We start from the raw sequence: 10,539 nt of genomic DNA on the forward strand, positions 1-10,539 counted from the left end.
AAAGAGAGCTGAAATCAGCTCTCTTTCTTATATTCTAAAACAGTATTTTGACATGTGGATAAAATCTTTTTCAATTCTTCTGTGGATAATTCAATTGTAAATTCTGGGACACCCGGTGTAATTAGAATTTTATCGTAGGCATAGACGGAATGATCCACAATAATCGTTACATCCTGTGAATAGCCGAAAGGAGCGACGCATCCGGGAATACAACCCGTTTGTTCTCTTAGTTCATCAGGTGAACAAATTGATAAGCGCTCTCCTGTGATTTCCTTCATTTCGTTTCTCTCGAGACGAGTTCCTTCTAATGTGAAGAACACATAATAGGATCCAGATTTTGATTTTAAAAATAAACTTTTACTAGGAGTTCCTTGTAAGCCAAGCCGTTCACGAATGACACGATCTGTTTCGTAATCGAGAACTGGTTCGTGTTCAAATTTTTCGTAGGAAGCATTTGTTTTATGTAATAAAGAGATTACTTCTTCGTACATATTTTGTTAATACCCCTTTCTAGATTTGCTCTATGTTCATCATCAACTTTTCAAATTTTTTCGCACTTAAAATTTCGTGTGTTAAAAATTTTCCGTTATAAAAAGCTCCGTATGTTGTAAAGGCACAAGGAGCATGCTGCGCATCTTCTCGCGATGTCAACTGAATGCATTCAAAAGGGATTTGATATTGTTGCGTTATATTGGTTAATTCTTGATGAATGTAATAATCAGTATAAGGACACTGATTTGTATAATAGACGACTAAGCCGTTTTGATTTGGAATCTTCATATCTTTGGCGCTTGCTGTAAAATGGGGTGAAGGAGCACTTGGATCAAATTTGTATACAAGTAATTCAAAATAAGGCGGTGCTGTATCACATAATTGAAACCCTTTTTTCTTTAAATAGCCACCGTCTGATAAATAGGGTTTATTTTTCTTACTAGAAATAACAACGATTCCATGCTTTCCTTGCGCTTTAGCATCCTGGATACATTCTTCTAAGAGCTGTGCGCCGTATCCTTGCCCTTTGAAACGCCCTGAGACCCAAAAGCAATTGATACATGTGTATTTTGGTGCAGAGATAGGCACCCATGCATACTCAGCTGGAATGTATTCAATGAACACTTTTCCTTTCACATCTAGCTTTTTGAACACAAGTCCTTCTTCAAATCGATTTTTTAGCCATGCTTTTTTGAGCTCGACACCACGTTTTACTTTTTTGTCTGACATGGCACAGCAAATATGTTCCTGTTCAATGTTATCATGTGTAACGATTTTCAACGGTCTTCCCCCACAATCTGTGAATTGTTGTTTGTTCAGAGATTGTAATTTCGTAAACGTCAGGATTGCTTAAGTTTTTCCACTCATTAAAACCAAAACGTTCATCAAAGTGTTTTAAAATAAGCGTTAACAAGTTTCCGTGTGTAACAAGCAGCGTTACATAATGTTCTTGTTTTAAAATATCGTTAATAAGCGATATGGCACGTTCCATCGCTTGTTTTGTTGACTCTCCGCCTGAAAAGGCAATATCTATATTTGTAAAGGTATATTCTAGTTTGTGTATCCAATCTTTCATTGGAGCACTGCTCAGTATACGCTCTGTTAATCCTTCATCTTCTTTGATTGGTAAATTGTTCTGTGATGCGAATGGCGTAATGGATTGAATGGCGCGAGTGAAAGGGCTTGAAACAATGGACTCTATTTGCAGGTTATTTTGTATGAGGAAATCAGCAAGGAAGTGTGCTTGTTTTTTTCCTGCAATTGTTAATTCAGCCTCTTGTTCTTGTCCAGTTGCTGAGCAGTGACGCACTACGATAAGTTTTTTCAAAATCTATCCCTCATTTTTTCAAGTTGACCATACATACTTCGACAAATAGGAAAAAAAGTCCTCTATACAAAAAAGCTAAGCCGCATGGACTTAGCTTTTTTTCGGTTCAATTGTTAATTTGTCCTTCATTTTACGAATCAGAATGAAAGCGCAAATTGTAAAAATAAAGATGATACCTTCTGTAACAAATACGTTGATTATTTGTCTTTGATAAAGAGCTGCAAAGAAGTCTACGAAGGCATGGAATAGCACAGCATATACGAGGAAAATATATTTTTTCTGTTTTACTGCGTATATGACAAGCATCGTGAAGGCGATTTGCAGGACAAGTGCCATAATTCTTTCTAAGCTGCCGAGTAAATACAAGTAAGCAGGTGCTTGTATTAAAGCATCTTGTACACGACTTAGCTCAGGTAATTTTTCAACCATTTGAGCGAAGCTTCCGTTGTTAATGGATGTTGCAAAGGTAAGAGTTTGGAGTCCAGCGAAACCACCAATTAAGATGGATTCCATTCCGCCGTGTCCAATTCCGTACGCAAGACCATCTTTATATTCTTGGGATTTTTTTAATAGGAAGAAGAAGGCGACAAAACGTCCTAATTCTTCAAAAATACCAGCGGTAAGTCCGCCGTAAATCGCAAAGATAAATGGGTTTTCTAAAATCTTAGCTGTTGCTGGATTTCCGCGCATGAATAGGTGGAATGGCGTTTCTAGGATTTGGGTAAATCCAATAAAAATAAGAATACCAACTCCAACTACTTTCCAGTTTATATGATATTTTTTTCGAAAATAAATCAGTACAATAATTGGAACGAGAACCGATATTGCTAGTTGAAGAATCATACTACCAATTACAGCATTTGAAATCATATTTTTCACCACTTTCTCATGTATGTACTCTTCTATTATACAGCGAATCAAAGAAATCGTTTATTTTTATCAAAAAAGAGTTTTTCTATTGACTCTCACGTTGCGTAATACTTTATTGTATGTACTGAGGGGGGCGAAACAATGAAAATGCGGGTAAAAGAAGTAGCCGATTTAGTTGGTATTAGTGTGCGCACACTGCATCATTATGATGAAATTGGGCTTCTAACCCCAGACGAGACGACAGAGTCGGGATATCGTCTGTACTCCAATGAAAATCTAGAGAGATTGCAGCAAATTTTATTTTTTAAAGAACTTGGCTTCCCTTTAAAGAAAATTAAAGAAATTATCAGTAGTCCTTCATTTGACAGGGAAGAAGCGCTTCAGATGCATCGGAAAATGTTGCTTGAGAAGCGTGCTAGGCTGGATAAGGTGATTGCGACAATTGATAAGACAATTAAGCATACAAAAGGAGAGATTGAAATGACGAATAAAGAAAAATTTGAAGGCTTCGATTTTAGTCATAATCCATATGAAGAGGAAGCTCGCGCACGATGGGGAGACAAGGCTATAGATAAAGCAAATAAGACAGCTGCTGGTATGACTAAGGAAAAGCAAGAAGACTTTAATAACATTTATAGAAAGCTAGCGGAGCTTCGGAATGGTGCGCCTGATTCTAAAGAAGCACAAGAAGCAATTCATGTATGGTATGAGTACTTGCAAGACTTTGGTCAATATTCATTAGAGGCGTTCAAAGGATTAGGACAAATGTATGTGGATGATGAACGTTTTACAAAAAATATTGATAAGTTTGGAGAAGGATTGGCACAGTTTATGTGTGATGCTATGGCGGTATATGCAGATAATCGTAAGAAATAAAAAAGATGGGGCTGTCTCAAGTAGGCAGCCGCCATCTTTTTTATTTCTTAATCATGTCATTTAGCGTGGGATTTTGAGTGTTATTTATATGCGGATTTTTACTCATTTCACGCTTTAACATATCAAGACTTTGTTCATATTCCTTATCATTTAACGTACCAGACTGAAGTCCTTGAATTTGCGAAATCAACTTTTGGTCTGTTGATACATATCCTTTATAATAGCGAGGAACGATGGACAAAGCGGTTTTATACACTTGATCTGTTACAAGTGCGGGATTACTTGTATTGGCACGATATACAACAAATACTTCATCATCAGTGACAAGTGTAGCAGCATTTGTTACATCAGGCAGATTTACAGTCATATTTGTAATCATTTCTGCTACTTTCTCACGGTTAATCGCCCCTACTTGTTTGTTAGATACTTCATCCTTTTGCTTAGAAGAGTATCCGACTCTTGTAAGCCTCGTATTTGTATTTTCTGTATGATACATGTCATCTTTATTGGAAACAAGAACACGGCTGCCTTCCTCACGTTCCATTTCAGCTTTATTTGCTGTTTGGCAGCCTGCAAATAAGGAAAGAGTGAGAAGGGAGAGTACAATTTGTTTTTTCACGAGATATCACCTCCTTCTCCATAGCATTTACTACTTTTCAATTTTTTGTATTTGAAATTGTTGGTTGCTATGCTTTGTGATACGATAAAAAGAAGAATGCTTAGAAAGGAAGTTTATGATGGAGCAAAAGCAGGAGAGTTATGCTACGATGAACATAAATAATGTTCAGTACGAAGTAATTACAGACTATCGTAACGGTTTTCGTGAAGAAGCATTTAAAGAGCGCTATGCAGAAATTTTAAATAAATATGATTATATCGTTGGTGACTGGGGTTACGATCAACTCAGATTGCGCGGATTTTTTGATGATAGTAACCAACGTGCGACATATGATACGAAAATTAGTACATTATCGGAGTACTTATACGAATACTGTAATTTTGGTTGTGCATACTTTGTGTTACGAAAAGTGAAGAAGTAAAAAGAATTCCTCTTACGGTAGGCGTAAGAGGAATTCTTTTTTACAAGCAAATTGAAATGAGGTCACCTTCAGAAAGTGTTGTATTTGATTTCATCTTCTGACCATTCAACTGGATGTATCCGTTTTTGATTTTGTCTACAATTGCCGTACGGCTCAAATCTGAAATGTACGCAGCTAGTGCTTTATCAATACGATGAGAGCCCACGACTGTTTCTAATACAATGGCTATTTCTGTCGTGCCATTTTCTTTATATTGCATAATCGAGATGGTAGTCGTTGTTTCAGCTTGTTTCTGTTGAAACACATCGATTGTTTCGACATGTTCAGAAAACGACTTATAAATGTGGAGTTTCTTATTCCAGGTATGCCCTTTTTGGCATTTATAAATCGCAAAGCGGTAAATGTTCTTTCCGTTTGCGTTATGTCTACGAATGTTCGTATCAGTAAAAAGGGTGGTATGCCCGCAATTTTTACAATGCTTTTCGACTGTCGTTTCAAATTCATTCTCATATAAATTCCAAGAAAGTTGTACTTTCTGCATTTTCCTTCACCTCGTATATATTGGGTAAAGGAACGTAATACAGCTATTTGGATGTCTTGCAGTATGAATAAAGAAGAAATAGACAAAAATAAAAGGAGGTTCCCCTTATAGGAACCTCCGTAAAACATCATACTACAGATGCGTTACGTTCCTTTGTAATGGGAAATGAACAGACTACTCCCTTGAAAAAGCATGTAGCTTTTTTGAGAGTAATGCTATTCAATTGCTGCTCCATTACAAAGTAAATGTTGGCATACGTAGTAGACGTCCTTTCTTCCAAATAGATTTGCTCATAAGTATAACACGAAAGATTGAAAATTCAAAATAAATTACGTAAAAAAACACCAGCTACTATAATAGCTGGTGCATAATACTATATAAGTTCGAATAAGAATGAGCGCAGTTCTTCTGCAATTTCTTCAGATACAGAAAAAGCGTGCTCTAAGTAGCCTGGTTCGTTTAAATCGTCAGTGCCAATAATTGCAAATTTATTGCGTTGCATATCAAGGACGATTGTTTTACCGTAATGACGATCGGAGTATAAAAGCGCTAAATCGTGGCGCTCATTTTCTCCCATAAAGCTAACGAAACGCGTTTTTGTATCGACTGTATCGTCGTAAAGAAAGAAACGTTCTTCCATACTACAAAAGCTCCTTTTTTAAATATCTAAGTTTAAGTGAGGTTTATGATCTAAATGGTGATGCGTCTTAATAAAGCGTACTGTTCTTGTTTTATAGCGCATAACGATAGAATATGTTTCTGCTAAGTCTCCGCCAAGGAATTTTACACCATCTAATAACTCGCCAGCAGATACACCAGTTGCTGAGAAGATTGCATCATCACCAGATACTAGGTCGTCTAACATAAGAAGTTGACGAGGGTCTTCTAATCCCATTTTACGGCAACGTGCTTCTTCTTCTTCGTTCATTGGTACTAAGCGTGCTTGCATTTCGCCTCCAAGGCACTTTAATGCTGCTGCAGAGATAACGCCTTCTGGAGCGCCGCCAACACCAACGAATAAATCGATACCTGTTCCTGGAAGAGCTGTTGCGATTGACGCGCCAACATCGCCATCACCGAATAATTTTACACGTGCACCTTTTGTACGAACACGGTCAATAATTTCTTGATGACGGTCACGTTCTTGGACGATAACCGTTAGGTCACGGATTTTTTTATTATTTGCTTCTGCTACAATTTCAATTGTTTTTTCAATTGGATCATCTAAGCTGATTTTACCAGCTGCTTTTGGACCAACCGCGATTTTTTCCATGTACATATCCGGAGCATGAAGAAGGTTTCCTTTATCTGCGACTGCAATAACTGCCATTGCGTTTGCAAGACCTTTTGCAACAATGTTTGTACCTTCTAATGGATCAACGGCGATATCTACTTCTGGGCCGTTACCTGTTCCCAGTTTTTCACCAATATATAACATTGGTGCTTCATCAAGCTCTCCTTCGCCAATTACAACAGTACCTGCCATGTTTACTGAATCAAACATATTACGCATAGCAGTAGTTGCTGCATCATCTGCTTCGTTTTTCTTTCCGCGGCCCATCCATTGTGCGGATGCTAAGGCTGCTGCTTCTGTTACACGGACAATTTCTAATGCGAGTTCACGTTCCAAGGTGGCATTCCTCCAATTTCAAAAATCATACAGTTATAACTATAACAAATAACGCGTGAAAGGTGAATTCGAAAAATTGTCGATTTTTTCAGAAGAAACGGTTACAATTAAAATGTAAATGCTTTAATTTCCAGGTAGGTGACATTCATGTACTTTGTAGACAGAAAAAAAATAGAGCAAATATTAACATGTTTAGAACAAGTAGTAGATACATTTCAAGAGAAGAAGAAATATGAAAATGATTTTGAATATTACGCATTAGAGCGTATGTCGCATCTTATCATTGATTGCATATTAGATGTTGGAAATGCAATGATTGATGGATTTATTATGCGTGATCCAGGAAGTTATGAAGATATTATTGATATTTTAATGGATGAAAAAGTCATAAGTGGAGAAGAAGGAGCAGGAATAAAAGAAGTGATTCTTCTTCGGAAAATGCTTATGCAAGATTATATTCAAATGAATCATGAAGAATTATATACGACGATTCAAAAACAAATCGCTGTGGTACAGAAATACCCTGCGAATATTCGCCGTTACTTAGAAAAGGAACTAGGACCTGTATCTGCATTCATAGCAGAATAAGTGTATGGATAAGATCCCCATTAGCCTTTTTGGGGATCTTTTTTATCGATAGAAACGGCTAAAAAGGGAGAAGGATGAGAAATGGGGGAAGCACGTACAACGAAGGAAGAAATTGTACAGCTTTTAAAAATAAATGGAGAACAAACGGTTGGAGCATTATCTGAAACTTTGGAGATTACAGAGATGGCAGTACGTCGTCATTTAAGTAAGCTGGAGCAAGAAGAAATCATTCAGTCGAAAATGGTACGTCAACATGTGGGCAGACCAACATATGTATACGCCCTAAGTCAAAAAGGAGAAGATTCCTTTCCAAAGGATTATAAGCAATTTGCTTTAGGTGTGTTAGAGGATTTAGAGCAAATTGGTGGTGAAACCCTTGTAGATGCTATTTTAAAGACCAGGACGGATCGGATTGAAGAGCAATTACAAAGGCGAATCAGTCGTCAAGAAAATGTATGGCAGAAGCTTCGGGAAGTTGCCGTTATTCAAGAGAAGCATGGATATATGGTACAAGTGAAGCAGGAGGGAGAAAACTCATACATATTACAAAAACAAAATTGTCCATTAAAGGCTGTTGCTGAAAAATATCCACAGCTTTGTGTGGAGGAAGAAAATATGTATAAGCGACTGTTTTCTGATGGAAATGTGAAGGTATTATCAAATATGTGTGATGGTGACTGTCACTGTTCGTATCACATACAAGAGAAAAAATGAACGTTATGGGACGCTTTTAGACGAAGCGTTTTTTTCTTTGGAAAAAGGGGTTAATATAAGAAGGTATGAACGCTAGACAAAAAGGAGAGACAGATGGATGTATAAAGGCTATTTAATCGACTTAGATGGTACAATGTATCGCGGTGAAGAACAAATTGAAGAAGCTAGTGACTTTGTAAAAGCATTACAGGAGCGTGGTCTCCCATATTTGTTTGTAACAAATAATTCAACACGTAAACCAGAACAAGTAGCAGAAAAGCTTGTTCGTTTCGATATTCCAGCTAAGCCAGAGCAAGTATTTACAACCAGCATGGCAACAGCGAACTTTATTTATGAACGTAAACAAGATGCGTCTGTGTATATGATTGGAGAAGAAGGATTGTATGATGCACTTGTGGAAAAAGGATTCAAGCTTGTGGATGAAAATCCTGATTTTGTTGTTGTTGGATTAGATCGCGAAATTACATATGAAAAGTTAGCGAAAGCATGTCTAGCAGTACGTAATGGTGCGACATTTATTTCAACAAATGGAGACATTGCTATTCCAACTGAGCGGGGTTTACTACCAGGAAACGGTTCATTAACATCTGTTGTTACAGTATCCACAGGTGTAGAGCCAATTTTCATCGGAAAACCAGAATCTATTATTATGGAACAAGCACTAAAAGTACTTGGTATGGCGAAAGAAGAAGCGCTAATGGTTGGGGATAACTATGATACTGATATTTTAGCGGGGATAAATGCTGGTATGCATACACTTCTTGTCCACACTGGAGTCACAACTGTGGAGAAGTTAACAGAATATGAAGTGCAGCCAACAGCGGTTGTGCATAACTTGACGGAGTGGATTGAGAAGATGTAAGAGTGGGCAGGCAATCGTTTAGGTTGCCTGATTTTTTATATGCATAATTACATATTTTGTATATGGATATAAAAGGTAAAATTATGTTATAAGGATATACGGAGAGAATATTACTGGTAGAATAGAGATTGGAGGGGGAGAAATGTATATCATTTCGATTATTATCTTTCTTGTAACGTTGTGTATTTTAGGCTTTGCTATATGGAAAATACATAAAATAAAAAGTGTACAAGAGGATATTGGAGAGATTATTGCTACTTACCCACGTAAAAAAAGCCGATGGTTCGTGTTGTTTGGTCCAGCTTATTTCTTTGTACAACTTATACTTACATACGTTCGTTATATAGATGGAGAAATTGATAGTTTCGAACTGTTTTTACTCAAAATAGGAGCTTATACTGTAGCTGTTTGTTTTATGATCCTTTTTGTGATACAGCTAATTAAAGACGTCAAGGTATATGAAAAAGGTGTGATTGATGGGATGAATTACTATTCCTATGCAGAATTAAAAGGATATAAAACATCCACATGGGAAAATCCGCAAGAAAATATCTTCTTATATCGCGGGCAAGAAAAATGGCATGACAATGTAAACTTACTCATTAGGCAAGAGGATATGAGAGAGTTAGAAAACATTTTACAAAGATATCTTCCTAAGCTCACCATAAAATAAAAACACTCCACCTTCGTATAAGGTGGAGTGTCTTATTAAAATACGCGATTCACGACTGCTTTCACTTCTTCAAGATATTCTTCTCGCACGTCTTCATCCACAGAAGGAACACGCGTATAGAATGTGTGCTCTAATGTTTCAATTCCTGTAAATTCAAAAATACCAGCATCTGTTGTTTTCTTCATCGAATCAAACATACCGCCTTCACAGCGGTCTTTCTTAGTATGTTTATAATAAAATTCGTTTCTCCTTCGCTTCTTTTATCCACATCGGAAGTTCATTCAACAGGTTATTATACAATGTTTCATCTGTTGTTTTTTCGATATCGCGAATGTGGAAGAAGTTTGCGTTATCAATGAAACGCCCTTCCATTTCGTCTAGCTTTCTAAGAACGTCGAATTTTCCATTTCCAATCCCAACAAACTGCCAAAAAATCGGTTGGTTAGAAGAGAATACAACCGGTTTTTGAATTCCTTTTTTACAGCCACCATCGTTAATAAATATAACAAAGGCAGGCTCTTCGCTTTTCTCTTCAATCGTATATTTTTTTATGATATCTTCCATCACTTGTGGCTCTTCATTTCGGCCAAATTTATGAATGGAAGGGTTATTTAAAATATGTTTTTCAACATAACCAGCAAAGTCTTTTTCAGTAATGGATGGTAATCTTGAAAATTCGTTATCATATACCCAAATATCTAGTGAGCCATCATCATCAAATTGACTTGCAACCGCAAGAACGCGTTCGACAACTTCTTGTACAGTGCCATTTTTATAAAGTGTTCGCATAGACCCAGAAATGTCTAATACGAGCGCAACTTTTGCGACAACGCCTGTTAATCTCTTTTTCTCTAATACAACGCGTACTGCTTCTTTCCGTAATGTAATTGTACTCAAGTATAATCGCCCCTTTTTTTATTATGTAG

At 36.9% G+C, this 10,539-nt stretch carries 15 protein-coding genes and 1 pseudogene; 6 read left to right on the forward strand and 10 right to left on the reverse strand.

The features are described 5' to 3' along the window. Positions 1 to 14: 14 nt before the first annotated feature. The 4 genes from M014_RS0125335 to M014_RS0125350 all read right to left on the reverse strand — a co-directional run bounded on the left by M014_RS0125335 (position 15) and on the right by M014_RS0125350 (position 2,689). Positions 15 to 491 carry a YbaK/EbsC family protein gene (locus M014_RS0125335; RefSeq protein ID WP_026594186.1) on the reverse strand — a complete coding sequence of 159 codons (477 nt, stop codon included), beginning with the start codon at positions 489 to 491 and terminating at the stop codon, positions 15 to 17. A gap of 19 nt (positions 492 to 510) precedes the next feature. Continuing rightward, the gene (locus tag M014_RS0125340; RefSeq protein WP_081811134.1) at positions 511 to 1,221 is read right to left on the reverse strand and encodes a GNAT family N-acetyltransferase; all 711 of its coding nucleotides are present in this window, start codon (positions 1,219 to 1,221) and stop codon (positions 511 to 513) included. 31 nt (positions 1,222 to 1,252) lie between these two features. Further along, the gene (locus M014_RS0125345) at positions 1,253 to 1,819 is read right to left on the reverse strand and encodes a histidine phosphatase family protein (protein ID WP_026594188.1); all 567 of its coding nucleotides are present in this window, start codon (positions 1,817 to 1,819) and stop codon (positions 1,253 to 1,255) included. Positions 1,820 to 1,909: 90 nt separating this feature from the next. Next, positions 1,910 to 2,689, reverse strand: coding sequence for a YhfC family intramembrane metalloprotease (locus M014_RS0125350; RefSeq protein ID WP_026594189.1), 780 nt, complete (start codon positions 2,687 to 2,689; stop codon positions 1,910 to 1,912). A 141-nt stretch (positions 2,690 to 2,830) separates the two neighbouring features. Between M014_RS0125350 and M014_RS0125355 the strand changes: the two genes are divergently transcribed. Continuing rightward, positions 2,831 to 3,565 carry a MerR family transcriptional regulator gene (locus M014_RS0125355; RefSeq protein WP_026594190.1) on the forward strand — a complete coding sequence of 245 codons (735 nt, stop codon included), beginning with the start codon at positions 2,831 to 2,833 and terminating at the stop codon, positions 3,563 to 3,565. A gap of 40 nt (positions 3,566 to 3,605) precedes the next feature. Here the strand turns inward: M014_RS0125355 and M014_RS0125360 are convergent, their stop codons facing one another. After that, a complete protein-coding gene (locus tag M014_RS0125360) occupies positions 3,606 to 4,184 on the reverse strand; it encodes a YhcN/YlaJ family sporulation lipoprotein (protein WP_026594191.1) in 579 nt (192 codons plus the stop codon). Positions 4,185 to 4,332: 148 nt separating this feature from the next. On the opposite strand from M014_RS0125360, the gene M014_RS0125365 reads away from it, so the two are divergent. Then, a complete protein-coding gene (locus tag M014_RS0125365) occupies positions 4,333 to 4,605 on the forward strand; it encodes a YutD family protein (protein ID WP_372440470.1) in 273 nt (90 codons plus the stop codon). A gap of 40 nt (positions 4,606 to 4,645) precedes the next feature. On the opposite strand, the gene M014_RS0125370 is transcribed toward M014_RS0125365, so the two are convergent. The 3 genes from M014_RS0125370 to glpX form a co-directional block, all read right to left on the reverse strand. Then, on the reverse strand, positions 4,646 to 5,146 hold the full coding sequence (locus tag M014_RS0125370) for a hypothetical protein (protein WP_026594193.1): 501 nt from the start codon (positions 5,144 to 5,146) through the stop codon (positions 4,646 to 4,648). Between the two features lie 373 nt (positions 5,147 to 5,519). Continuing rightward, positions 5,520 to 5,786: a DUF3055 domain-containing protein gene (locus tag M014_RS0125375; protein WP_003208880.1), complete on the reverse strand. Its 267-nt coding sequence runs from the start codon at positions 5,784 to 5,786 to the stop codon at positions 5,520 to 5,522. Between the two features lie 18 nt (positions 5,787 to 5,804). Beyond that, positions 5,805 to 6,776 (reverse strand): class II fructose-bisphosphatase, encoded by a 972-nt coding sequence (glpX, locus tag M014_RS0125380; RefSeq protein ID WP_026594194.1) that lies wholly within the window; start codon positions 6,774 to 6,776, stop codon positions 5,805 to 5,807. 147 nt (positions 6,777 to 6,923) lie between these two features. Here glpX and M014_RS0125385 point away from each other — a divergent pair, with 147 nt between their 5' ends. The 4 genes from M014_RS0125385 (at position 6,924) to M014_RS0125400 (ending at position 9,613) form a co-directional block, all read left to right on the forward strand. Beyond that, on the forward strand, positions 6,924 to 7,364 hold the full coding sequence (locus M014_RS0125385; protein WP_026594195.1) for a DUF86 domain-containing protein: 441 nt from the start codon (positions 6,924 to 6,926) through the stop codon (positions 7,362 to 7,364). Between the two features lie 81 nt (positions 7,365 to 7,445). Further along, the gene (locus M014_RS0125390; RefSeq protein ID WP_026594196.1) at positions 7,446 to 8,078 is read left to right on the forward strand and encodes a helix-turn-helix transcriptional regulator; all 633 of its coding nucleotides are present in this window, start codon (positions 7,446 to 7,448) and stop codon (positions 8,076 to 8,078) included. A 97-nt stretch (positions 8,079 to 8,175) separates the two neighbouring features. Then, a complete protein-coding gene (locus M014_RS0125395) occupies positions 8,176 to 8,940 on the forward strand; it encodes a TIGR01457 family HAD-type hydrolase (RefSeq protein WP_026594197.1) in 765 nt (254 codons plus the stop codon). 142 nt (positions 8,941 to 9,082) lie between these two features. Further along, positions 9,083 to 9,613, forward strand: a complete 531-nt coding sequence (locus tag M014_RS0125400) for a hypothetical protein (RefSeq protein WP_026594198.1) — start codon at positions 9,083 to 9,085, stop codon at positions 9,611 to 9,613. Between the two features lie 35 nt (positions 9,614 to 9,648). On the opposite strand, the pseudogene M014_RS28975 reads toward M014_RS0125400, so the two are convergent. Together M014_RS28975 and M014_RS0125410 are read right to left on the reverse strand one after the other, a co-directional pair. Beyond that, positions 9,649 to 9,819 (reverse strand): annotated as a pseudogene (locus M014_RS28975) (NAD(P)H-dependent oxidoreductase); the annotation flags it as partial. A 22-nt stretch (positions 9,820 to 9,841) separates the two neighbouring features. Continuing rightward, the gene (locus M014_RS0125410; protein ID WP_026594199.1) at positions 9,842 to 10,510 is read right to left on the reverse strand and encodes a vWA domain-containing protein; all 669 of its coding nucleotides are present in this window, start codon (positions 10,508 to 10,510) and stop codon (positions 9,842 to 9,844) included. Positions 10,511 to 10,539: the final 29 nt, after the last annotated feature.

The organism is Bacillus sp. UNC437CL72CviS29 (genome assembly GCF_000482345.1).
GTDB lineage: Bacteria > Bacillota > Bacilli > Bacillales > Bacillaceae_G > Bacillus_A > Bacillus_A arachidis.

Bases quoted from the DNA above. Each gene is read 5' to 3' on its own strand.
- M014_RS0125335 (WP_026594186.1), bottom strand. From the start codon at position 491: ATGTACGAAGAAGTAATCTCTTTATTACATAAAACAAATGCTTCCTAC.
- M014_RS0125375 (WP_003208880.1), bottom strand. From the start codon at position 5,786: ATGGAAGAACGTTTCTTTCTTTACGACGATACAGTCGATACAAAAACG.
- M014_RS0125400 (WP_026594198.1), top strand. From the start codon at position 9,083: ATGTATATCATTTCGATTATTATCTTTCTTGTAACGTTGTGTATTTTA.
- M014_RS0125340 (WP_081811134.1), bottom strand. From the start codon at position 1,221: ATGTCAGACAAAAAAGTAAAACGTGGTGTCGAGCTCAAAAAAGCATGG.
- M014_RS0125390 (WP_026594196.1), top strand. From the start codon at position 7,446: ATGGGGGAAGCACGTACAACGAAGGAAGAAATTGTACAGCTTTTAAAA.
- M014_RS0125370 (WP_026594193.1), bottom strand. From the start codon at position 5,146: ATGCAGAAAGTACAACTTTCTTGGAATTTATATGAGAATGAATTTGAA.
- M014_RS0125365 (WP_372440470.1), top strand. From the start codon at position 4,333: ATGAACATAAATAATGTTCAGTACGAAGTAATTACAGACTATCGTAAC.
- M014_RS0125355 (WP_026594190.1), top strand. From the start codon at position 2,831: ATGAAAATGCGGGTAAAAGAAGTAGCCGATTTAGTTGGTATTAGTGTG.
- M014_RS0125350 (WP_026594189.1), bottom strand. From the start codon at position 2,689: ATGATTTCAAATGCTGTAATTGGTAGTATGATTCTTCAACTAGCAATA.
- M014_RS0125385 (WP_026594195.1), top strand. From the start codon at position 6,924: ATGTACTTTGTAGACAGAAAAAAAATAGAGCAAATATTAACATGTTTA.
- M014_RS0125395 (WP_026594197.1), top strand. From the start codon at position 8,176: ATGTATAAAGGCTATTTAATCGACTTAGATGGTACAATGTATCGCGGT.